The 20595-nt window shown below is 71.6% G+C and carries 20 protein-coding genes; 8 read left to right on the top strand and 12 right to left on the bottom strand.

Going from position 1 to position 20595, the window contains the following annotated elements; genetic code table 11:
* Window positions 1-62 precede the first annotated feature (62 nt).
* Window positions 63-1679: an aldehyde dehydrogenase family protein gene (locus tag ACLJWH_RS17740; RefSeq protein WP_411142693.1), complete on the top strand. Its 1617-nt coding sequence runs from the start codon at window positions 63-65 to the stop codon at window positions 1677-1679.
* A gap of 27 nt (window positions 1680-1706) precedes the next feature.
* Here ACLJWH_RS17740 and ACLJWH_RS17735 read toward each other — a convergent pair whose 3' ends face one another.
* Both ACLJWH_RS17735 and ACLJWH_RS17730 read right to left on the bottom strand, forming a co-directional pair.
* Window positions 1707-2492: a hypothetical protein gene (locus ACLJWH_RS17735; protein ID WP_411142692.1), complete on the bottom strand. Its 786-nt coding sequence runs from the start codon at window positions 2490-2492 to the stop codon at window positions 1707-1709.
* Between the two features lie 2 nt (window positions 2493-2494).
* On the bottom strand, window positions 2495-3094 hold the full coding sequence (locus ACLJWH_RS17730) for an RNA polymerase sigma factor (RefSeq protein WP_411142691.1): 600 nt from the start codon (window positions 3092-3094) through the stop codon (window positions 2495-2497).
* A 778-nt stretch (window positions 3095-3872) separates the two neighbouring features.
* Here ACLJWH_RS17730 and ACLJWH_RS17725 point away from each other — a divergent pair.
* The gene (locus tag ACLJWH_RS17725; RefSeq protein WP_411142690.1) at window positions 3873-4697 is read left to right on the top strand and encodes an SAM-dependent methyltransferase; all 825 of its coding nucleotides are present in this window, start codon (window positions 3873-3875) and stop codon (window positions 4695-4697) included.
* A 120-nt stretch (window positions 4698-4817) separates the two neighbouring features.
* Here the strand turns inward: ACLJWH_RS17725 and ACLJWH_RS17720 are convergent, their stop codons facing one another.
* From ACLJWH_RS17720 to ACLJWH_RS17705, 4 genes are all read right to left on the bottom strand, one after another.
* Window positions 4818-5258, bottom strand: a complete 441-nt coding sequence (locus tag ACLJWH_RS17720) for a PTS-dependent dihydroxyacetone kinase phosphotransferase subunit DhaM (RefSeq protein WP_411142689.1) — start codon at window positions 5256-5258, stop codon at window positions 4818-4820.
* A complete protein-coding gene (gene dhaL, locus ACLJWH_RS17715) occupies window positions 5255-5860 on the bottom strand; it encodes a dihydroxyacetone kinase subunit DhaL (RefSeq protein WP_411142688.1) in 606 nt (201 codons plus the stop codon). Before dhaL ends, ACLJWH_RS17720 begins: the two co-directional genes overlap by 4 nt.
* A 91-nt stretch (window positions 5861-5951) precedes the next feature.
* On the bottom strand, window positions 5952-6944 hold the full coding sequence (gene dhaK, locus ACLJWH_RS17710) for a dihydroxyacetone kinase subunit DhaK (RefSeq protein WP_411142687.1): 993 nt from the start codon (window positions 6942-6944) through the stop codon (window positions 5952-5954).
* A 144-nt stretch (window positions 6945-7088) separates the two neighbouring features.
* A complete protein-coding gene (locus tag ACLJWH_RS17705; protein WP_411142686.1) occupies window positions 7089-7871 on the bottom strand; it encodes a VOC family protein in 783 nt (260 codons plus the stop codon).
* A 188-nt stretch (window positions 7872-8059) separates the two neighbouring features.
* Between ACLJWH_RS17705 and ACLJWH_RS17700 the strand changes: the two genes are divergently transcribed.
* The 3 genes from ACLJWH_RS17700 (at window position 8060) to ACLJWH_RS17690 (ending at window position 10912) form a co-directional block, all read left to right on the top strand.
* Window positions 8060-8524 carry a hypothetical protein gene (locus ACLJWH_RS17700; protein WP_411142685.1) on the top strand — a complete coding sequence of 155 codons (465 nt, stop codon included), beginning with the start codon at window positions 8060-8062 and terminating at the stop codon, window positions 8522-8524.
* Window positions 8525-8671: 147 nt separating this feature from the next.
* Window positions 8672-9613 (top strand): LysR substrate-binding domain-containing protein, encoded by a 942-nt coding sequence (locus ACLJWH_RS17695; protein ID WP_411142684.1) that lies wholly within the window; start codon window positions 8672-8674, stop codon window positions 9611-9613.
* A 123-nt stretch (window positions 9614-9736) separates the two neighbouring features.
* Window positions 9737-10912, top strand: a complete 1176-nt coding sequence (locus ACLJWH_RS17690; RefSeq protein ID WP_411142683.1) for an NAD-dependent formate dehydrogenase — start codon at window positions 9737-9739, stop codon at window positions 10910-10912.
* An 87-nt stretch (window positions 10913-10999) separates the two neighbouring features.
* Here ACLJWH_RS17690 and ACLJWH_RS17685 read toward each other — a convergent pair whose 3' ends face one another.
* Window positions 11000-12253: an NAD(P)/FAD-dependent oxidoreductase gene (locus ACLJWH_RS17685; protein ID WP_411142682.1), complete on the bottom strand. Its 1254-nt coding sequence runs from the start codon at window positions 12251-12253 to the stop codon at window positions 11000-11002.
* Between the two features lie 622 nt (window positions 12254-12875).
* Between ACLJWH_RS17685 and ACLJWH_RS17680 the strand changes: the two genes are divergently transcribed.
* The 3 genes from ACLJWH_RS17680 (at window position 12876) to ACLJWH_RS17670 (ending at window position 16776) form a co-directional block, all read left to right on the top strand.
* On the top strand, window positions 12876-13493 hold the full coding sequence (locus ACLJWH_RS17680; RefSeq protein WP_411142681.1) for a hypothetical protein: 618 nt from the start codon (window positions 12876-12878) through the stop codon (window positions 13491-13493).
* Window positions 13494-13683: 190 nt separating this feature from the next.
* Window positions 13684-15429 (top strand): alpha/beta hydrolase, encoded by a 1746-nt coding sequence (locus ACLJWH_RS17675; protein ID WP_411142680.1) that lies wholly within the window; start codon window positions 13684-13686, stop codon window positions 15427-15429.
* Between the two features lie 162 nt (window positions 15430-15591).
* Window positions 15592-16776 carry an acyl-CoA dehydrogenase family protein gene (locus ACLJWH_RS17670; RefSeq protein WP_411142679.1) on the top strand — a complete coding sequence of 395 codons (1185 nt, stop codon included), beginning with the start codon at window positions 15592-15594 and terminating at the stop codon, window positions 16774-16776.
* Window positions 16777-16836: 60 nt separating this feature from the next.
* Here ACLJWH_RS17670 and ACLJWH_RS17665 read toward each other — a convergent pair whose 3' ends face one another.
* The 5 genes from ACLJWH_RS17665 to ACLJWH_RS17645 all read right to left on the bottom strand — a co-directional run bounded on the left by ACLJWH_RS17665 (window position 16837) and on the right by ACLJWH_RS17645 (window position 20535).
* Window positions 16837-18066, bottom strand: a complete 1230-nt coding sequence (locus ACLJWH_RS17665) for a styrene monooxygenase/indole monooxygenase family protein (protein ID WP_411142678.1) — start codon at window positions 18064-18066, stop codon at window positions 16837-16839.
* Between the two features lie 41 nt (window positions 18067-18107).
* The gene (locus tag ACLJWH_RS17660) at window positions 18108-18917 is read right to left on the bottom strand and encodes an SDR family NAD(P)-dependent oxidoreductase (protein ID WP_411142677.1); all 810 of its coding nucleotides are present in this window, start codon (window positions 18915-18917) and stop codon (window positions 18108-18110) included.
* Window positions 18918-19757: a methyltransferase domain-containing protein gene (locus tag ACLJWH_RS17655; RefSeq protein ID WP_411142952.1), complete on the bottom strand. Its 840-nt coding sequence runs from the start codon at window positions 19755-19757 to the stop codon at window positions 18918-18920.
* 66 nt (window positions 19758-19823) lie between these two features.
* On the bottom strand, window positions 19824-20342 hold the full coding sequence (locus tag ACLJWH_RS17650) for a flavin reductase family protein (RefSeq protein ID WP_411142676.1): 519 nt from the start codon (window positions 20340-20342) through the stop codon (window positions 19824-19826).
* Window positions 20343-20397: 55 nt separating this feature from the next.
* Entirely contained in the window at window positions 20398-20535 is a 138-nt protein-coding gene (locus ACLJWH_RS17645) for a hypothetical protein (RefSeq protein ID WP_411142675.1), read from the bottom strand.
* Window positions 20536-20595: the final 60 nt, after the last annotated feature.

Raw genomic sequence — 20595 nt, 5'->3', positions numbered from 1 at the left:
AGGCAAGACCGCATACGCCACATCCGGCCCTCCCGGGCCGTCCGACACCTTACGGAGACCCCATGGACGCCGAGCCCGCCACCGGCCGCAGCCTGCCCGGTACCGACTCCCTGTGCCGCCGCGCCGAGGCGGCCCTGCGCCGCTGCGGCGCAGGCCCCGCCGCGGACGCCGTCCTGGACGAGATCCACCGGGCAACCGGCACCGACGCGCCCCGCACCCCCGGCACCCCCGGCGAACCCGTCGCCATCCGTGCCCGTACGCCGCTCACCGGCGGCACCCTCGGCCTGCTGCCCGCCGCCACCCCGGAGCAGACCGAGGCGGCCGTCGCCGAGGCGCACCGGACGTTCGAGCGGTGGCGCACCGTGCCCGCCCCGCGGCGCGGGGCACTGGTCAAGCGGCTCGGCGAACTCCTCACCGCGCACAAGGAGGACCTCGCCGACCTGGTCACCCTCGAAGCCGGCAAAATCCGGTCCGAGGCGCTCGGTGAAGTGCAGGAAATGATCGACATCTGTGACTTCGCGGTCGGCCTCTCCCGGCAGCTCTACGGGCGCACGATCGCCGGTGAACGCCCCGGCCACCGGCTCGCCGAGACCTGGCACCCGCTCGGCGTGGTCGGCGTCATCTCCGCCTTCAACTTCCCGGTGGCCGTCTGGTCCTGGAACACCGCCATCGCCCTCGTCTGCGGCGACACCGTCGTCTGGAAGCCGTCCGAACGCACCCCGCTCACCGCCCTCGCCTGCGACGGGCTGCTCGCCAGGGCGGCCGCGGACACCGGCGCGCCGCCCGGGGTGCACCGGCTGCTGCTCGGCGCGCGGGAGTGCGGGCAGCGGCTGGCCGACGATCCGCGGGTGGCGCTGGTCAGCGCGACCGGATCGGTGCGGATGGGGCGGCACCTCGCCCCGCGGGTGGCCGCCCGGTTCGGCCGCTGCCTGCTCGAACTCGGCGGCAACAACGCCGCCGTCGTCACGCCCTCGGCCGACCTCGACCTCACCGTCCGCGCCGTCGTCTTCTCCGCCGCCGGAACCGCCGGCCAGCGCTGCACCTCACTGCGCCGGCTGATCGTCCACGAAGAGCTCGCCGACCGCCTCGTGGCGCGGCTGGTGCGCGCGTACCGCCAACTGCCGCTCGGCGACCCCTTCGACGCCGCGACGCTCGTCGGCCCGCTCGTGGACACCGCCGCGCACACCGCGCTGACGGCGGCCCTGGCCACCGCGGAGCGCGACGGCGGCAAGCTGCTGACCGGCGGCGACCGCTGTTTTGTGACGGAGGCACCGGACGCCGCGTACGTACGGCCGGCGATCGTCCGGATGCCGGCCCAGACCGGGATCGTCCGCACGGAGACCTTCGGACCCCTCCTGTACGTCCTGACCTACCGGACCCTCGACGAGGCCATCGCCCTGCACAACGACGTCCCGCAGGGACTGTCGTCCAGCATCTTCACCCGCGATCAGCGGGAGGCCGAGCGGTTCCTCGCTCCCGACGGGTCCGACTGCGGTATCGCCAACGTCAACATCGGCACCTCGGGGGCGGAGATCGGCGGCGCGTTCGGCGGGGAGAAGGAGACCGGCGGCGGCCGCGAGTCGGGCTCCGACGCCTGGCGCGCCTATATGCGGCGGGCCACCAACACCGTGAACTACTCCGCGGATCTGCCGCTCGCCCAGGGCGTCAACTTCCTGTGAACGCACGGCAGTCGGGCCACCGGCCGGTCAGTGTCCGCCGCGCAGGTCCTGGACCAGGGTGGGCGACGGGCGGGGGATCTCGCCGAAGTCCTCGTCGTCGCTGTCCACGACGAGGCGGTTGATCACGCTCTCCAGCGCGGCGGGCAGGGCCGGGGCGAGCCCGCTGTGCCACTGGACGAGGAGGTTGTGCCGGGCGGTGTCCGGCAGCAGCTGCCGCTCGTCGAAGGCGGCGGCGGCCGGGCGTGCCTCGTCGGGCTCGTGCGCGGCCTGCTCGCGCCAGTACGCGGCGTCCCGGAACTCGCCGCTGCGCCGGTGCGAGAGGTAGAGGCAGTAGGCCGCGGTCCGGCTGCCGGCGCCCGCGCCGAAGTGCCACCAGAAGTGCGCCGCGTCGGTCCGCCCGGTGATGTGCAGCAGACAGGCGAAGACCAGCGCGCCCTCGGGGTCGATGCGGTGGTCGTCGACCAGCCGTTCCAGGCTGGCGGCGGCCGCCGCGGCGTTCACCACCAGCGCGCAGGCCAGGTCGAGTTCGTGGGTGGCCTCGTCGCGGGCGGTGGGGTAGGAGCTCGGCGCGCCCCGGTCGGCGCGGTCCGGCGCCGGTGCCGGGGGCCCGGTGGTGCCCTCCCCGGCCGGCACCCAGGTCTCCCGGTCCGCGCCGAGCCCGGGGAAGGCGGTGCCGAAGCAGCCGGGATCGTCGAGTACCGGGACGTCCTCCAGTTCGCCGAATCCGGCGAAGCCGTCGAACGCGACCCCGGCGGCGGCGCTGAGCAGCGTCTCGACGGTGTCCTGGCGGCCGGCGTGCTGGGCGGATGACATGGTCAGTTCCCCCTCGTGGTTCCTTGGTCGATGCCGAGCGCGGCGGCCAGTTTGCGCTTGCCCCGGCTCGCGTGGGAGCGGACGGTGACTTCGTCGACGCCGAGCAGCGCGGCGATCTGCCCGTCGCTGTACCCGATGACATGGCGCAGCACGATCACGTCGCACTGCCGCTCGGGCAGTCGTGAGATGGCCGCGTACAGACCCAGCTGGCTCTCCAGCAGGGCGAACTGCTGCTGGCATTCGCGCAGCAGCGCCTGGGTGACGACGGCGAAGGCGGCGGTCTCGGTGAGCGCGGTGGGCTGCTGGTGGTCGTAGAGCCAGTCCACGACATGCTCCTTGAGCACCGACCAGGCGAACGCCTCCACCGACGCCTGACGCAGCGCGTGCGGCCACAGGAGGCGCAGTTGCCGGAAGGCGGACCGGGTGACCTCGCGGGCCGCCGCCTCGCCGCCCGTGTGCAGATAGGCGTAGGTCACCCACTTCCGGGCGTGCGTCCCGTGGAACGCCTCGAAGGTGAGGGACAGCTGGTGCTGCGACGCTCCGGCGGGGCCGGACCGGGACGGCGGCGCGCCGGTCGCCCGGGAGATGCCGTACCCGGTCATGTCGGCCTCTCCTCGCCGTGCGGGCCGCGGAGGTGCGAGGGGCGGCCGGCGGTGTACCGCGGACCGCTCCGCGCCCGGCGCGGGCCGGGCGCGTACCGCCGCCCGGTGTGCGCCCGGGATATGCCGGCGGGCGCCCGGCACGGCGCGGCGGCCGGGAGCGGGCGACGGGGGCGCGCGGTCACCTCCGCGATGACGACGTGCGCCTCCGCGCACGCCGGTAGGAGCCGGTCCCGGTCTGCGCTCACGAACCGTCCTCGTTCCGGTTGCCGTGCGCCGCTGCTGCCGCGCCGTAGGCCCGCGCAGCGGGAGGACTGTCTGCCCTCTCCTCCAATCAACCGGAAAGGGGGCCCATTTGTGGCACCTGGGTGCAAGAAATCTTCCGCAGCGTATTCATATGACTACGCGTGACATTGGCATGGGTCGCCGTCATGCCGCCGCGCCGGGCCCGCGGCCGGCACCTGACGAGGCGTCTGCGCCGCGTATGCGCCTCATGTGCGCGGGGAACGCCCCGTGTGCGTCCCCCGCCGACGGTCCGGGCCCGGACCACGCGGCCTCCGGCGGATGTCCGGCGGCCGCCGGGCGGGGCGCACGCGTCGCGGCACATGCCACCTGGCGGGTACTGGCACCGCGTGCAGTGCGGCATGATCCGGAGCGTACGGGGCAATGGTCCCCCCAGCCGGGCGGGCGGCGGTATCAGGTGCGCCGTGGGCCCGGCCGAAGGACCGTCACCGGCCGCCGGGGAGCGGCCGGGGCGGCGTGCCGCACCAGGAGACAGAGGATGCCGAGCGACCGCGACAAGCCCGTGGTGGACCTGCAACTGGACCGCGCCCATTCGGCCCGCATCTACGATTACTTCCTGGGCGGCAAGACCAATTTCCTGGCCGACCGGCTGGCGGCCGGCGACGTCCTGGGCGTCTTCCCCGCCGCGCTGGTCGCCGCGCGCGTCAACCGCGAGTTCATGCACCGCGCGACACGCTTCCTCGCGGAGTCGGGGATGCGGCAGTTCCTCGACATCGGCACCGGCATCCCCACCCCGCCGAACCTCCACGACATCGCCCAGGCCATCGCCCCCGACGCCCGCATCGTCTACACCGACAACGACCCGATCGTCCTCGCGCACGCCGCGGCCCTGCTGCGGAGCACCCCCGAGGGCCGCACCGCCTACGTCCAGGCCGATGTCACCGACCCGGCGGGCATCTGCACGGCGCCGCAGCTCCTGCGCACCCTCGACCTGACCCGGCCGGTCGCCCTCAGCCTCAACGCCTTGATGCACTTCGTCACCGACGACGGACACGACCGCGCGCACACCATCGTCGAGACCCTCAAGGACGCGCTGCCCAGCGGCAGCACCCTGGCCGTCTCGCACGCGACGCCGGACTTCGCCCCCGAGGCCATGGGCAAGATCATCAAGATCTACGCCGACGCCGGAACCTCCCTCCAGTTCCGTACCCGGGCGGAGTTCGCCCGCTTCTTCGACGGCTGGGAACTGCTGGAGCCGGGCATCACCCTCTCCCACCAGTGGCGCCCCGCCGACCCCGCCGACGCCACCCATGTCACCGACGCCGAGGCCGCCTGCTACGCGGCCGTGGCCCGCAAACCCTGACGGGGGAGGCGGGGCACCTCACCCGCCCCGCCTCGCCCCGCCGCTTCCCTTCCTGCCCGCGGCCGCACGGCGTTACTGCCCCGCCGCGCCGCTGACGTGCGGCGCCACCGGTCCGCGGCCTTACGCCTTGCGGTAGCCGTACGCCTCCTCGGCCGCCGCCGTGACCTCGGACAGCGCCGCACCGGCCGAGGCGGTGACCACGGCGGCCACCGCGCCCTCCACGAACGGCGCGTCCACCAGCCGGGCGCCCTCGGGGAGTTCATCGCCCTCGGCCATCAGGGACTTGACGGTCAGCACGGCGCTGCCGAGGTCGACGAGGATCGCCACCCCCGCGCCCCGGTCCACCCGCCGTGCCGCCGCGGCGATCAGCTCGGCGCTCGTACCGAGCCCGCCGTCCGGCGTACCGCCCGCGGCGGCGACCGGCGCCTGGATACCGCCCCCGGCCAGCCCGGTGGCCATCGCCGCGACGGACTCGGCGACCGGACCGCTGTGCGATACCAGCACGACCCCGACCAACGACGCCTGGTCACCCGCCGCACCGGCGACCGTCCCGCCGCTCATTTCGCCGCCTCCGCGAGCGCCGCGAACAGCAGGGCCGAGGACGTCGCCCCCGGATCCTGGTGCCCGATGCTCCGTTCCCCCAGGTAGCTCGCCCGTCCCTTCCGCGCCCGCAGCGGTACCGTCGCCAGCGCGCCCTCCGTGGCGGCGGCCGCCGCCGCGTCGAAGGAGGCCGTCGCCCCGACCGCGGGCACCAGCGCGTCGAGCATCGTCTTGTCACCCGGTGCCGCGCCGCCGAGCTGGGCCACCGCGTCCACGCCCGCGGCGAGCGCCGCGCGCAGCTCCGCGGGCGTCACCCGCTCCGCGTCGCCGAGCACCTTCCCGGCGCGCCGCAGCAAGGTCCCGTAGAGCGGCCCGGACGCGCCGCCCACGGTCGAGATCAACTGCCGTCCGGCGGCGGTCAGTACGCCGCCGGGCGTCTGTGGCGCCGCCGTCTCCAGCAGCTTTCGGACGGCGGCGAAACCGCGCTGCATGTTGCTGCCGTGGTCGGCGTCGCCGATCGGCGAGTCCAGCTCGGTGAGCCGGTCGGCCTCCCGGTCTATGGAGGCGGCGGCCGCCGTCATCCAGCGGATGAAGAACGCGGCATCCAGGGCCGTTTCGGACACGTTCACTCCTCGGTTCGTGCACTGCGCGTGCGGGACGGTGGGAGGGCGGGTGGACGTACGGGGTGCGGGCGGGGGCGGCCGTGCCGGGGGCTCAGCGGCCCCAGCGCAGCCCCGGTGTCTGCACCGGCGCGTCCCACAGCCGCAGCAGCTCCTCGTCGACCTGGCAGAGCGTCACCGAGCAGCCCGCCATGTCCAGCGACGTCACGTAGTTGCCGACGAGCGTACGGGCCACCGCCACCCCGCGGCCGGCCAGCACCCGCTGCACCTCGGCGTTGAAGCCGTACAGCTCCAGCAGCGGTGTCGCGCCCATCCCGTTGACCAGCGCGAGCACCGGCAGTTCCGGCCGCAGGTCCGCCAGGATCGCGTCCACCGCGACATCCGCGATCTCGTGCGAGGTCATCATCGAGCGCCGCTCACGCCCCGGCTCGCCGTGGATGCCGATGCCCAGCTCCAGCTCACCGGCGGGCAGTTCGAAGGTCGGGGTGCCCTTCGCCGGAGTGGTGCAGGGGGCGAGCGCGACACCGAAACTGCGGGCGCCGGCGACGACCTGCCGGGCCACCGCCTCGACCCGCTCCAGCGGCGCCCCCTCCTCGGCCGCGGCCCCGGCGATCTTCTCGACGAAGAGCGTCGCCCCCGTGCCGCGCCGCCCCGCCGTGAACAGCGAGTCGGTCACCGCCACATCGTCGTCGACGAGCACGCTGGCGACCCGCAGGCCCTCGTCCTGGGCCAGCTCCGCCGCCATCGCGAAGTTCAGTACGTCGCCGGTGTAGTTCTTCACCACGAACAGCACGCCGCTGCCACTGTCCACCGCCGCCGCGGCCCGCACCATCTGATCGGGCACGGGGGAGGTGAACACCTCGCCAGGACAGGCGGCGTCCAGCATGCCGGGGCCGACGAAACCGCCGTGCAGCGGCTCGTGCCCGCTGCCGCCGCCGGACACCAGCCCCACCTTGCCCGCGACCGGCGCGTCCCGCCGCACGATCACCCGGTTCTCCGCATCCACCACCAGCTCGGGATGGGCCGCCGCCATACCGCGCAGCGCGTCCGCCACGACGGTCCCGGCGGCGTTGATGAGCATATTCATCCGAACCTCCTGTCGTATGCCGATCAGTATTCAGGCAACGCCGCCCCGCGGCACGGACAGCGGCACGGACAGCGACACGGAGACGGGGGCACGGTCTCCCGGCGGTACGGGCGACGGCGGGCGGGACGGTCCGGTACCGGCCGCTCAGGGGGTGGAGACGGTGAAGAGCCCGCCGTCCGGATCACGGATGACGGCCTGGCACCCGGTGCCACCCGCCACCGGCGCGACCGGCGCCACGGACCCGCCGGCGGCCACGGCGGCAGCGGTCACCGCCTCGATGTCGCGTACCGGGAAATGGACGTGCCACCGGGGGCGGATATGCGGGTCCGGCGCGGCCTCGACGCCGCCGCTGCGCAGCGCGGCCACCACGTTGTCCCGGCCGTCGCGCACGATGACCTGGTCGTGTTCGTAGGTCACATCGCAGACGCCCGGCTGCCCGGAAGCCCAGTCGAAGACCTGGGCGTAGAAGATGGCGGCGGCGAACGCGTCCCGGGTCCGCAGTTCCAGAATGGCCGGGGCGTTGCCCCGTCCGACCGTCCAGGCCAGGGTCTGCCCCTCCCAGAAGCCGAACGTCGCGCCGTCCGGGTCGGCGGCGAGGGCCGCGCGTCCGGGCCCGAGCCGGAGCGGCCCGACCGCGACCGTCGCACCGCGCTCCCGGACGCGGGAGGCGGTGTCGTCCGCGCTCTCCACGGTGAAGTACGGCGTCCAGGACACCGCGATCTGGAGGCTCGGCGCCAGCGCCCCGATACCGGCGACCGGCTGGCCGTCGGCCAACGCGACGGAGAACTCGTCCCCCAGCCGGGCGGGCCGGAACGTCCAGCCGAGGACCGCGCCGTAGAAGTCCTGCGCCGCCCGGAGATCGCGGGCCATCAGACTGACCCAGCACGGTGCGCCGCGTACGGGAACGGTGGCATCCACGGTCGTCATGGGATCGCGCATCCTTACCTCCGGTGCCCTTTTCCACTCTGCCAGCGACCGGTCACCGACGCACCCAGGGGCCGTCGGCGGCCCCGCCCCGGCCCGTCGCGCACCGGCCGCCGTGGCGTGGCGGCCCGGGTGCCCGCTGGCTACGCTCGTCCGGGGGACACCGAGGATCCGACCCACGGAGGTTCGCCATGATGCAGCTGCCCGAACCGCGCGATGTGGCCCCGCGCATCGCCACCGGCGCGTTCATCCTGAACTCCGGGCTGAGCAAGCTCTCGGCGGACGAGGCGACCGCGCACGGCGTGCACGGCATGGCCTGTACGGCCTACCCGTTCCTGCGGAACATCGAGGCCGAGCGGTTCACCCGGTTGCTGGCCTGGAGCGAGATCGCGATAGGCGGGGCGCTGCTCAACCCCCTCGTACCGACCCGGCTGGCCGGGCTCGCCCTGACCGGGTTCGCCGGCGGACTGGTCGGCCTGTACCTGCGGCTGCCCGGGATGCGGGAGCCCGGCAGCCTGCGCCCGACCCAGGACGGCATCCCGCTGGCCAAGGACGCCTGGATGCTGGGCATCGGCCTGGGCTTCCTGAGCGCCGGCCGGCGGCGGGGGAACGCCGGCGCGGCCCGCCGCCGGTGCCGCTGCCGGCGGCGCGGCTGAGCACCCGGCCGGTCCCGGCCCGGTGCCCGCGGTCCGCCGCCTCGCGAAGGCCACGGCGGTAAGGGGCACTCCCCGGGTGTGGCGCAAACCGCTGCGGAGATCATCCGATGTCTGGACGCTGATCGGTCCGGCCGGACAGGGTGAATCATGCTCCTACGCCAACTTGAATACCTGGTCGCCCTCGCCCGTGAGCGGCACTTCACCCGCGCCGCCGACGCCTGCTTCGTCTCGCAGCCCTCGCTCTCCGCCGCGATCCGCAAGCTGGAGCACGAACTGGACGTCCCCATCGTGCGGCGCGGGCGGCGGTACGAGGGGCTGACCCCCGAGGGCGAACGCGTACTGGCGTGGGCACACCGGATCCTCGCCGAGCGCGACGCGCTGCGCCAGGAACTGTCCGCCATGCGCGGCGGGCTGACCGGAACCCTGCGCCTCGGCGCGATCCCCACCGCGCTCACCGCCGCCTCCCTGCTGACGACGCCGTTCTGCGCGAAACACCCGATGGCACGGGTCAGCCTGGAATCGCTGTCGTCGCGGGAGATCACCGACGGGCTGGCGGAGTTCGCACTCGACGCGGCGATGACGTACCTGGACGAGGACACGCTGCGCCACATCCGCACGATCCCGCTGTACGAGGAGCGGTATGTGCTGCTCACCCCGGACGAGGGCCCGCTCGCCGGACAGCGGAGCGCGCGCTGGGCCCAGGCCGCGGCGCTGCCGCTCTGCCTGCTGTCCCCGCGGATGCGCAACCGCCGGATCATGGACGGCTGTTTCGCCGCCGACGGCGTGGCCGCGACACCGGCGGTCGAGTCGGACACCGTGGCCGGGCTCTACGCGCATCTGGCCGACGGCAACTGGTCCAGCGTGATCTCCCATGCCTGGCTGCACATGTTCGGCGTGCCGGAGGGGATGCGCGTACTGCCGCTGGACGGGCCCGCGCACGGCCCCCGGGTCGGCCTGGTGCTCGGCGACCGCGACCCGGAATCCGTACTGGCCCGTGAACTGTGGGAGACCGCCCGCCAGGCGGGGGTGCGCGACACCCTCGACGATGTGCTGCGCAGACACCTGGGCGGTCGCGCGGGCACACGGTGATAGATCCGGGCTATCTCGTCATAGCGAGGTTCGCTTTGACGGTGATGAGCGGCGGCGAGCACCGTGGTGATCAGCGGAAGTCACCTTCCGTACCACCACATTCCAGGATGAGGAGCCACGACCATGGCCAAGGTGCTGTGCGTGCTGTTCGACGACCCCAAGGACGGCTTCCCGACGTCCTACGCCCGCGACGACCTGCCCCGTATCGACAGTTACCCCGGCGGCCGGACCACGCCCACCCCGCACGGCATCGACTTCACCCCCGGCCAACTGCTCGGCAGCGTCTCCGGCGAACTGGGCCTGCGGTCCTTCCTGGAGAGCCGCGGCCACACGCTCGTCGTCACCTCCGACAAGGATGGCGCGGACTCGGTCTTCGACCGCGAACTCCCGGACGCGGACATCGTCATCTCCCAGCCGTTCTGGCCCGCCTACCTCACCCCCGAGCGCATCGCCGTGGCGAAGAAGCTCAAGCTGGCGGTCACCGCGGGCATCGGCTCCGACCATGTCGACCTCGACGCCGCCATCGCGCACGGCATCACCGTCGCCGAGGTCACCTACTCCAACAGCATCAGCGTCGCCGAACACGTGGTGATGATGATCCTGTCGCAGGTGCGCAACTACCTCCCCGCCCACCGCACGGTCCTGGAGGGCGGCTGGGACGTCGCCGACTGCGTGGCCCGTGCCTACGACCTGGAGGGCATGCACGTCGGCTCGGTCGCCGCCGGGCGCATCGGCCTCGCCGTGGCGCGCCGGCTCGCCCCCTTCGACGTCACGCTGCACTACACCGACCGCCACCGGCTCCCCGCCGACGTCGAGGCCGAACTCGGGCTGGTCTTCCACCCCACGGTCGAGGACATGCTCCCGCACTGCGACGTCGTCACCGTCAACGTGCCGCTGCACCCGGAGACCGAGGGGCTCTTCGACGACAAGCTGATCGCCGGGATGAAGCGCGGCACGTATCTGATCAACACCGCGCGGGCCCGGATATGCGACGAAGGGGCGGTGCAACGCGCCCTGGAGAGCGGTCAGTTGGCGGGCTACGCGGGTGACGTCTGGTACCCGCAGCCGGCCCCCGCCGACCACCCGTGGCGCACCATGCCGCACCACGGCATGACCCCGCACATCTCCGGGGCGACCCTCTCCGCCCAGGCCCGCTACGCCGCGGGCACCCGGGAGATCCTCGAATCCTGGCTGGACGGCACCCCCATCCGCGACGAGTACCTCATCGTCCGGGGCGGCGCCCTCGCCGGAACCGGCGCGCACTCCTATTCGGCCGGTGCGACGGCCGCCGAGCGGTAGCGGACACGCCCGGCGGGGCGCAGGGGGAGGGACCCACGGCACGCGCCGCGGGTCCCTCCCCCTGCGCCCCGCCGCCGTCGGTGCCCCTCACGCCGTCGCGTCCGGGGGCCGGGCGGCCAGTTCGGCCAACGGCACCGCGGGGTCGGCGAGCGCGGCCGCGTCGACCGGGTGCCGGCCGGCCACGAGGGCGCGGACCGGGTCGGTGACGTCCCAGACATTGACGTTCATACCGGCCAGCACCCGGCCGTCGGCGAGCCAGAAAGCGAGGTACTCGCCGGTGCGGGTGTCACCGCGGAAGACGACCCGGTCGTAGGCGCCCGGGGTGACGTAGCCGGTGTACTCCATGCCCAGGTCGTACTGGTCGGTGAAGAAGTACGGCAGCCGGTCGTAGGTCACGTCCCGGCCGAGCATCGACCTGGCCGCGGTCTGCGGCTGATGGAGGGCGTTGGCCCAGTGTTCGACGCGGACATGGATGCCCAGCCGGGGATGGAAGGCGCAGGCGACATCGCCCGCGGCATGGATGTCCGGGGCGGAGGAGCGCAGCCGGGCGTCGACGCGGACACCGTCATCGACGTCGAGACCGGCCGCGGCGGCCAGTTGGCTGTTGGGGGAGACGCCGACGCCGACGATGACGGCGTCCGCCGCGATACGGGTGCCGTCGGCCAGCAGCACCCCGTCCGCGTGACCGCCGGTGCCGGTGATCTCCGCGAGCCGGGCGCCGCACCGGAGATCGACCCCGTGGGCGGTGTGCAGATCGGCGAAGAGCTGGGCGACCTCGCGTCCCAGCACCCGCAGCAGCGGCAGCTCCGCCGCCTCCAGCACGGTCACCTCGACACCGGCGGCGCGGGCCGCGGCGGTGGTCTCCAGACCGATCCAGCCGCCGCCGATCACCACCACCCGGGACGCAGACCGGAACGTCTCCTTGAGGTGGTCGCTGTCCGCGAGCCGCCGCAGGTAGTACACGCCGTCCAGCTCCGCGCCGGGCACCGGCAGCCGGCGTGGCGTGGCGCCGGTGGCCAGCAGCAGCTTGGCGTAGCCCAGCCGGCCGCCGTCGCCGAGGGTCACCGTGCGGGCGGCCGGGTCGACGGCGGTGACCGCGGTGCCCAGGCGCAGGTCGATGTCGTGCTCGGCGTACCACTCCGGCGGATGGACGTAGGCGTCCTCCCGCGGGGACGTGCCCAGCAGATAGCCCTTCGACAGCGGCGGCCGCTCGTACGGCCGGTCGTGCTCGTCACCGACCAGCACGACCGGCCCGTCGAACCCCTCCGTACGCAGGGTCTCCGCGGCCTTCGCACCGGCCAGCCCCGCTCCGGCGATCACGAATGCTGTGTTCCCGGCCATCTTCGGCTCCTCTTCCGGCGCCTTCGCGGCGCCTCGAACAGGTCACACCGCGGCGTGGCGGACCCGGTGACGCGCGCGTCCCGGGTCCGGCCCGCCCCCGGCGTGGCAGCGCACTGCGCGCCTTCCCGGCCACCTGAGGGCTGTCCCGTCATACCTGGCGGGCGCGCGACGACAGCTACGGCACCTCGCCGCGTTGTCGGAACATCCACAGGCAACCAGTATGCGGACGCTCCTCCGCCGTGCGATGCACCGCGTCCGACGCCGCGCGCTGAGCCACCAGGTATGACGGGACAGCCCTTGGCACGTATCCGCCGGGCGGCGGCGCCGGTACCGCCGACGGTGTGGCCCCTGCCGCGCGTCGCGGGCCCGCGCGGGCGGCCCCGGGCGTGCGACGCGCCGGACCGCCGGGTGTCTTCGGCCCCGGCGCGGCGCGCTCCGTCCGCCTCGCCGGAGCGCGCCACGGAGCGGCGGTTGGGCCGCGCGCCCCTGCCGCCCGGCCCTGCGCGCCCTGTCACACGATCGGCTCCCCGGTCGTCGTTTCAGCACATCGGACGGGCTTTTTGCGCGTAATGTCCACCTCGCGCCAATGGGCGGCATCGCGTTCAAGAACAGGAGACCCCTTATGTCGACGACCGACATCCTCGTGGCCCGAAGCCGGAAGTTCGCAGCCGGCGCGGGCGCGCTGACCGCTGCTGTCGCCCTTGGCGCGACGCTGCTCGGCGCGGCGCCGGCCCAGGCCGTCACCCCCGAGCGTCCGTACGGCACCGTCACCACCAAGGCCGGTGTGACGGAGCGTCAGTACCCCAGCACCGACTCCGCCGTGAAGGGTTCCCTCAGCCACCGCCACGCGTTCGGCCTGCGGTGCAAGGTCCGCGCCGAGAGCGTCGGGGGCAACAACATCTGGTACATGCTCCGGGAGCGGGACACCTGGGTCTCGGCGAAGTACGTGAACAACACCAGCGCGGTGCCCTTCTGCAAGGACGCGTCGCACGGCCGCAGCGAGCCGAAGGCCCCGGTGAAGCACGCCGCCGAGCCGAAGACCGCGGCCAAGCACGCGGCCGAGCCGAAGACCGGTGCGAAGCACGCCACGGAGCCGAAGACCGGTGCGAAGCACGTCGTGGAGCCGAAGACCGGTGCGAAGCACGCCACGGAGCCGAAGACCGGGTCGAAGCAGGCCGTGGAGCCCAAGACCGTGACGAAGCGCCCCGCGGGCCGGACCGCGACCCCGGTCACCGACTGACCGGCCAGCCGGCCGGGCGGCCGGTGCGCACACCCGGTGGAGTAATCGGCAGGCCCGGTTCCGGTACCCGTGGGTACGGAGGCCGGGCCTGCCGCCTGCGCGGGCCCGTGCGGGACGGCTTGCCCCCGTACGGCGCGGACGGCGGGCGGCCGGGCATGCGGGCGCGGATACCGGCGGCTACGTTGGCGAAATGGATGTCCGGCAGACACCAAAAAGCCATGGCTTCCGCCGCGCGGCGGTGGCCATGGCCGTGTGCGCGGCCGCGACGGCGGCCGTGCTGGTGCCGGCCGTGCTGACGCCGGCCGCCGAGGAGGTCCCGCCGTCCGCGGTCTCCCCGCCACCGCGGACGGCCCCGAAGCCGGTCCGGCCGGCCCGTACTCCGGGCGCCGGTCTCGGCCCGTACTACCGCCAGCGGATCCACTGGACCCCCTGCGCCGGCACGCTGCACGTCCAGGGGACCGACACGTACCGGCGGCGGTTCGAGTGCGGCACGGTGACCGTCCCGCTCGACTACGGACACCCCGGGAACGGTGAGATCCGGCTCGCGGTGAACCGGATGCGGACGACGGGCCCCGGCAGACGGCTCGGCTCCCTCCTGCTGAACTTCGGCGGCCCCGGCGAACCGGTGGTCGCCGTACTGCCGGACATGGCCGGGTTTTTCACCGGACCGGCCGCGAGCTACGACCTCGTCGGCGTCGACCCCCGCGGTACGGGCGGCAGTTCACCGGTCGTCTGCGGTCCGGGTGTCGCGATGACGGTGAACATCGCCGAACCGCCCGCCCAGGTGGTCGCGGACCAGCGCGCCAAGAACGCCACCTGCGGTACGTACTCCGGCAAGCTGCTGCCCTGGGTCGGCACCCCCGACGCGGCGCGTGACATGGACGTGGTGCGCGCCGCGCTCGGCGAGGACAAGCTCAACTACATGGGGTTCTCGTACGGAACCACCCTCGGCGCCAACTACGCGCACCAATTCCCCACCAGGGTCGGCCGGTTCGTCCTGGACAGCGTGGTCGACCCGACGCACGACCCCGAGCAGGAGGCGCTCGCCCAGACCGCGTCCGAGCAGGCCGTGCTGGACGACTTCCTGGCGGACTGCGCCGCACGGGGCGCCGACTGTCCGCTGGGCGGCACCGGACAGTCGGCGGCCGACGCGCTCACCGCCCTCTACCAGGACGCCAAGGCGCAGGGCGGGGCGGGGGAATTCGTCCAGGCGATCCGCAACGGCCTGTACTCCCGGGCGAGCTGGCCGGCGATCCGGCAGGCGCTGGCCCAGCTCGAACAGGGTGACGCCACGGGCATCGAGCAGCTGGCCGGCGGCGGGGCGAACGGCCTGCCCGCGGCGGTCGCGCCCCACCGGTCCGCGCCGGCCGACGGTCCCGGCCGGTCCGACGATCCCGGCGGCGCCGAGGACCCCGGCCGGTTCGGCGGGTCCCACCGGCCGGACCCGCCGAACCGGTCCGGTCCGGCCGACCGGAACCGGTCCGGTCCGGCCCGGTCCGACCCGGACCCCGATGCCGTCCAGGCCGGCATCGCCATGCGGGCCATCTCCTGCCGGGACACCGCCGCCCGCTACGACGCCGACGCCTTCACCCGGGCCCTGCCCGCCTTCCTCAAGGCGTCGCCCCTCTTCGGCGAGGCCAATGCCACCGGGCTGCTCTCCTGCGCCGGCTGGCCGGTCGCCGGTGACAACACCTCCCGGCAGGTCGGCGCGGCCCAGGCGCCGCCCATGCTGCTGGTCGCCACCACCGACGACCCGGCCACCCCGTACGACGGTGCGGCGCACATGGCGCGGGCGCTCGGCAACGGCAGCACCGTGCTCACCCTCCGTGGCTCGGGGCACGGCGCGTACGTCACCCCCAGCGCCTGTGTGCACCGGAACGTCGATGCCTTCCTCCTCCACGGCGTGCGGCCCGCCAAGGGCACCACCTGTAGCTGACCGGCGCCGGTCGCCGCCGTCCGCGGGGCCGTGGCCGCAGTCACCGCCTCCGTCGCGCACCCTTCCGTATTACTGGAACAAGTTCTACTGTGCTGCCCCTCGGTCCACTGCCCGACGGACCGTCAGGAACGCCCGGACAGCCGCGGACGAACTGGAGGGGCCGTGCACCTCGAATACACCCCCGAGCAGCAGCGGTTGCGCGCCGAACTGCGCACGTACTTCGCCGAACTGGTGCCGGGCGGTACCCCGCCCCCGGACCCCGCCGCCCGGAAACGGTTCTACCGCGCGACCGTCCGACGGCTGGGCACCGACGGCTGGCTCGGTGTCGGCTGGCCGGAGGAGTTCGGCGGCCGCGGGCTGAGCACCATGGAGCAGTTCATCTTCTTCGACGAGGCGGCGCAGGCGGGCGTGCCGCTGCCGCTGATGGCGCTGAACACCGTCGGCCCGACGATCATGCGGTTCGGCACGGCCGGGCAGAAGGCGTACTTCCTGCCCAGAATCCTCTCCGGCGAGATCGACTTCGCCATCGGCTACAGCGAACCGGACGCCGGCACCGACCTGGCCGCCCTCAAGACCCGCGCCGTACGCGAGGGCGACGAGGACACCGGCCACTACGTCGTCAACGGCCAGAAGATCTGGACCACCAACGGCGACACCGCGGACTGGGTCTGGCTCGCGGTCCGCACCGACCCCGACGCCCCGCCCCACAAGGGCATCACCCTGCTGCTCGTGCCCACCACCGATCCCGGCTACTCCTGCACCCTCATCAACACCCTCGCCTCCCACGACACCACCGCCAGCTACTACGAGAACATCACCGTCCCGGCCACCCACCGCATCGGCCGGGAGAACCACGGCTGGCGGATCATCACCAACCAGCTCAACCACGAACGGGTCACCCTCGCCGCCCACGGCACCATGGCCATCCGGGCGCTGCACGATGTCCAGCGCTGGGCCGCCGCCACGAAACTCACCGACGGCCGCCGGGTCATCGACCTCGGCTGGGTACGCGGCCGGCTGGCCCGCACGCACACCAGGCTGGACGCGATGAAACTGCTCAACTGGCGCATGGTCGACGCCCTCCAGCACGGCGGACTCACCCCGCAGGACGCCTCCGCCGTCAAGGTCTACGGCTCGGAGGCCCGGCGGGACGCGTACGCCTGGCTGATGGAGGTCGTCGGTTCCGCCGGGCCCCTCAAGGAGGGATCGGCGGGCGCGGTGCTCCACGGTGAGCTGGAGCGCGGCTACCGCTCGGCCGTCATCTTCACCTTCGGCGGCGGCAACAACGAGATCCAGCGCGAGATCATCTCGTGGATCGGCCTGGGGATGCCCCGCGTCCGGCGGTGACGGGACACCGCCCCTGACAGCGGGAATCCCCAAGTCCTGCTGGACTGCCGGATCAAGTCCCTAAAAGCGTTGTATATAGCGGCGAGCCGTGTCGGCGTCGGCCAACCACGCCTCATAGCCGCTCGGATCACTGAACATCGCGGCAAAACGATGGGAAACCTCCGGAAGGGACTGTGCCGCCTCCAGTGTCTCCAGTACGTGATCCGGCAGGGGTGCCAGCAGGTCATTGCTCAGCCGAGTCGAATGCCTCGCGTAATCCCAGTAGCGAGCGTAGCAATTTTCCATGAACTCCCCGTCGAACCGGCGTCCGCCATGGCTGATGATGGAGGCGAGGTAGGAAACCGCGCAATGTACGGCGTTGTTCGCACCTTGGCCGGCTATCGGATCGCTGGTGATCGCCGTATCTCCCATCGCCAGGACATGCCTGCCGGAAGGGAGGGTCCCCACCGCGTTGCGCACCACGGGTGTCACTCTGCCGATCAGTGAATCCGAGGGGCCCGCCGGGGAGGCGTCGGAGAAGAATTCCGCATCCCAGGCGAAATGCTTTCGGATGAGGTCTCTCGATATCTCCCATTGCTGATCGACATCCGTGACGCCGTGCCAGCGGTCCAGCGGGCCGCCCGGAATACCTGACAGGCAGAGACCGTAGACGGGTCCATGTACCGAGAGTATCGGCAGCCAGTAGAATTCACCCACCCCGGGCTGAATATTAAAAGTCAGCTGGAGCGGCGGTGAAGTCGTGGAATTTCCGGCAACCGACACATATGTCAGCGCGAGAGCGCGTTGCGGCTCCCCGTACGGAGAGTGCTGGTCGTCGCGCCGGAACAGCTGGGAAAACTGATCCCCACGTCCGGCTGCCACCAGGACAAGATCGTTGTCCGCCGCGTATCGGTCCATCTCATCGATGTCAACCCGGCCGGCACGCAGGTCGCCACCTCGATCGACGAACTCCTCAAGCCACCGCGACATTTTGAGACGCTGATCCACGGAAGTCGCCGGCTGATCAAAACGGGCGCTCCACGAGATTCGCCGATCGCGAGTTTCCGGGTCACCCATCGAGAAGCGGAAGTCTGCCACCTGCGCTGTTTCGTCATCCCAGTAGTGCAGACCCAGCTTGCGCTCCTGGTGCAAGGCCGGCCCGAAAAGGCATTGACCGGACAGCACGCGCCCTGTCCTGATCTCTTCGGCGGAGCGGTCCGACACCATTGTCACGTGGTAACCGGCGCCCTGTAGCCCCAGAGCGACCAGCAGGCCGGCCTGCCCTGCGCCGATGACGACAATGCTTTGCATGTGCCCCTCCAGTTCCCTTGCGAAGCACGACACTTCTTGGCCTATCGGCCGCCGGCTGTCCCTCCGTCGATGCGGTAGTTGACGCCATTGATGTAGCCGGCCCTGGCCGAGCACAGGAAAGTCACGAGCTCGGCGACCTCCGCCACGCCGCCCATCCTTCCGGCGTAATTTCTCCGAATTCCCGAGATCAGCGCCTTGCGGACTTCGGGCCAGGTCTTTCCGAAGTCCGGCCCGGGGTCACCTTCCGTGAAGATTCTTGCCAATCCAGGCGTATCAATGGTTCCCGGACTCACACAGTTGACCGTAATTCCGCTGCCACTGAGAATCTTGGCAAGTCCGACGGAGAAGTTGAGAAGTGCGGCTTTTGTGGCTCCGTAACTGATCTGCGTTCCGGGCGGCGGCACGTCGGCCGAAATACTTCCGATGTGGATGATACGCCCCCAGCCGCCTTTCCGCATCTGCGGAAGTACATTGCGTACGAAGCGGACCGCCCCTACGACATTTGTATCGTAGAGTTCGAGCCACTCCTCGGTCGACGTCTTCTCCCAGTCCCCGAAGAATCTTGGAATCCGGCCGGCGTTATTGATGAGGATATCGACGGGACCGTGGACCTCTTGAGCCCTTCTGACAATCGCTTCCACCTCGAAGTCGCTACTGACATCGCCATACAGTGCAGTGGCCTCCGCTCCACAACTCGCGATTTTCTCGGCGATTTCGTTCACCCGGTCCACGTTGCGTCCGTGGACCGAGACAAGGGTGCCCTCCTCGGCGAACCGCGTGGCGATAGCCGCACCGATCCCACTGCTGGAGCCCGTCACCAAGGCATGTCGCCTGCCTGTAACCGGTGTCATTCAACGACCTGCCGTTCCGGCGTCGGACGAGGCCGGAGAGGGGCGCCGTCCCCACGCCGAGTAGAAAGTCGACATCGGTTCGGGAGCCGCGGTGCTTTCCAGATGCTGCTCCAGTCGGCTGACGAATCCCTCCTTCAGCAGCCCGAGTCCGATCAGTTCGGCTTCGCTCTGCCGAAGTGTGAGCGTCAAGACCTGATCGGCGGGTCCACCGTGTCCGACGAGCACCGGGCTGCGTGCGAGGCCGACGTCGCGAAGTCCGAGCGATTTCAGCGTGTGCGGCACCGTCCGCGGCCAGTGCATATCGGTTCCCATCGCCCTGGAGAAGAACTGACTCGCCACCTCCACTGCTCCCTTGACCACGGACGAGGGGTCTGTTCGTGCCGACTCGAAGCCTGCGGCTTCGACGACCAGCCAGCCTCCTGGCTTGAGCCAGCCCACGACCTTTTTCAGGGCCGTCTCCCGGAACTCGTGGCCAATATGCTCGAACACGCACCTGGCGTGCACAAGGTCAAAATGCTGGGAGGGGAAGTTGTCCGTGACCACATCGTGCTCGACGACCTCCACACCGCAATCATGTGCGGTGGACAGCAGGCTCGGGGCAAGCTCCGTCGCCACCACCCGCCCACTCGGCCCGACCGTTCCGAGTAAGTACTGAGCGATCGTTCCGGTACCTGCCCCAATTTCGAGACAGTGCCATCCCTTGCGAACACGGACTTCCTGGAGAACCCTCACCGAGGCCGGATCCAACGCTCCGGCGAGGGCGCAGAGGCGGTGCCTTTCGGTATCTTTCCCGTAGGACAGCGGACCGCTGACATAAGCGCTTTTTTCGTAAGACGACATCTCTTCCACCCAACTTTACCGGGGATTCAGCTCCAGCACTCGGGTATGCATGGGCCGGAAGCGTCCTCATTCCGGCCATGCGACGTAATGGCGGCGTCCATACAGAAGCGGTGCTCGATCCGAGAGTTGCCACGCGTACACGACCTCACCGACCACGATCGTGTGCGTTCCGGCGTTCAACAAGCTACGCACGGTGCAACCCGCCAGAGCGTGCGCATTTCCGACCATATGTGGTCCGGCTGCGCCACCGGTCCATCGCACCTTTTCGAATCGCTTCGGGTCACCTGAGCCGAACAGCTCCGCGACCTTTCGACTTCCTTCGTGCAGCAGATTCACCACGAAGCTCGCGCTGCTCTTGACCGAATCGAGTGTGGGGCTCTCCCTGCGCAGACAGACGAGCAAGGCCGGCGGCGCAATGCTGAGACTGCACAGTGCCGAACATGTCATTCCGCGCGGCTGCCCTTCGCCTTCGGTAGCCGTGACGATGGCCACGCCGGTCGGAAACTCCGCCATCAGCGACCGATAGTCTGCGGACAGACCAGGATCACCGGGAACCAACGGTCGTCGACCAGCCTTTCCTGTCACCGGAATGCTCCTCGCTCGGTCTGAAGAGGTTCACCCGGGCCGACGGACAACGAGGTCATGGCCGGCAGGTGCTGCGGGCGGCGAGGATCCGGTTCTCGAAGTCCGGGCGGGGGTGCGCCGCGACGACGGCCGCGCACCGCTCGTCGGAGACGGCGCTGCCGGGTATCCGTACGCCCGCGATCGTCTCACTCATGGTGGGCACCTTTTCCGTGGTCGATCGGGTGACTGCCCCTACCATCGCCCGATGGCATAA

It is taken from the genome of Streptomyces sp. x-80 (assembly GCF_046549095.1).
GTDB lineage: Bacteria > Actinomycetota > Actinomycetes > Streptomycetales > Streptomycetaceae > Streptomyces > Streptomyces celluloflavus.
The sequence above is the reverse complement of the archived record's forward strand: the minus strand, read 5'-3'. Positions and strand labels throughout refer to the sequence as shown.

What these genes read in the sequence shown, in the direction of transcription:
- ACLJWH_RS17740 (WP_411142693.1), top strand. Translation starts at nt 63, where the DNA reads ATGGACGCCGAGCCCGCCACCGGCCGCAGCCTGCCCGGTACCGACTCC.
- ACLJWH_RS17735 (WP_411142692.1), bottom strand. Translation starts at nt 2,492, where the DNA reads ATGTCATCCGCCCAGCACGCCGGCCGCCAGGACACCGTCGAGACGCTG.
- ACLJWH_RS17730 (WP_411142691.1), bottom strand. Translation starts at nt 3,094, where the DNA reads ATGACCGGGTACGGCATCTCCCGGGCGACCGGCGCGCCGCCGTCCCGG.
- ACLJWH_RS17725 (WP_411142690.1), top strand. Translation starts at nt 3,873, where the DNA reads ATGCCGAGCGACCGCGACAAGCCCGTGGTGGACCTGCAACTGGACCGC.
- ACLJWH_RS17720 (WP_411142689.1), bottom strand. Translation starts at nt 5,258, where the DNA reads ATGAGCGGCGGGACGGTCGCCGGTGCGGCGGGTGACCAGGCGTCGTTG.
- dhaK (WP_411142687.1), bottom strand. Translation starts at nt 6,944, where the DNA reads ATGAATATGCTCATCAACGCCGCCGGGACCGTCGTGGCGGACGCGCTG.
- ACLJWH_RS17705 (WP_411142686.1), bottom strand. Translation starts at nt 7,871, where the DNA reads ATGACGACCGTGGATGCCACCGTTCCCGTACGCGGCGCACCGTGCTGG.
- ACLJWH_RS17700 (WP_411142685.1), top strand. Translation starts at nt 8,060, where the DNA reads ATGATGCAGCTGCCCGAACCGCGCGATGTGGCCCCGCGCATCGCCACC.
- ACLJWH_RS17695 (WP_411142684.1), top strand. Translation starts at nt 8,672, where the DNA reads ATGCTCCTACGCCAACTTGAATACCTGGTCGCCCTCGCCCGTGAGCGG.
- ACLJWH_RS17690 (WP_411142683.1), top strand. Translation starts at nt 9,737, where the DNA reads ATGGCCAAGGTGCTGTGCGTGCTGTTCGACGACCCCAAGGACGGCTTC.
- ACLJWH_RS17685 (WP_411142682.1), bottom strand. Translation starts at nt 12,253, where the DNA reads ATGGCCGGGAACACAGCATTCGTGATCGCCGGAGCGGGGCTGGCCGGT.
- ACLJWH_RS17680 (WP_411142681.1), top strand. Translation starts at nt 12,876, where the DNA reads ATGTCGACGACCGACATCCTCGTGGCCCGAAGCCGGAAGTTCGCAGCC.
- ACLJWH_RS17675 (WP_411142680.1), top strand. Translation starts at nt 13,684, where the DNA reads ATGGATGTCCGGCAGACACCAAAAAGCCATGGCTTCCGCCGCGCGGCG.
- ACLJWH_RS17665 (WP_411142678.1), bottom strand. Translation starts at nt 18,066, where the DNA reads ATGCAAAGCATTGTCGTCATCGGCGCAGGGCAGGCCGGCCTGCTGGTC.
- ACLJWH_RS17660 (WP_411142677.1), bottom strand. Translation starts at nt 18,917, where the DNA reads ATGACACCGGTTACAGGCAGGCGACATGCCTTGGTGACGGGCTCCAGC.
- ACLJWH_RS17655 (WP_411142952.1), bottom strand. Translation starts at nt 19,757, where the DNA reads ATGTCGTCTTACGAAAAAAGCGCTTATGTCAGCGGTCCGCTGTCCTAC.
- ACLJWH_RS17645 (WP_411142675.1), bottom strand. Translation starts at nt 20,535, where the DNA reads ATGAGTGAGACGATCGCGGGCGTACGGATACCCGGCAGCGCCGTCTCC.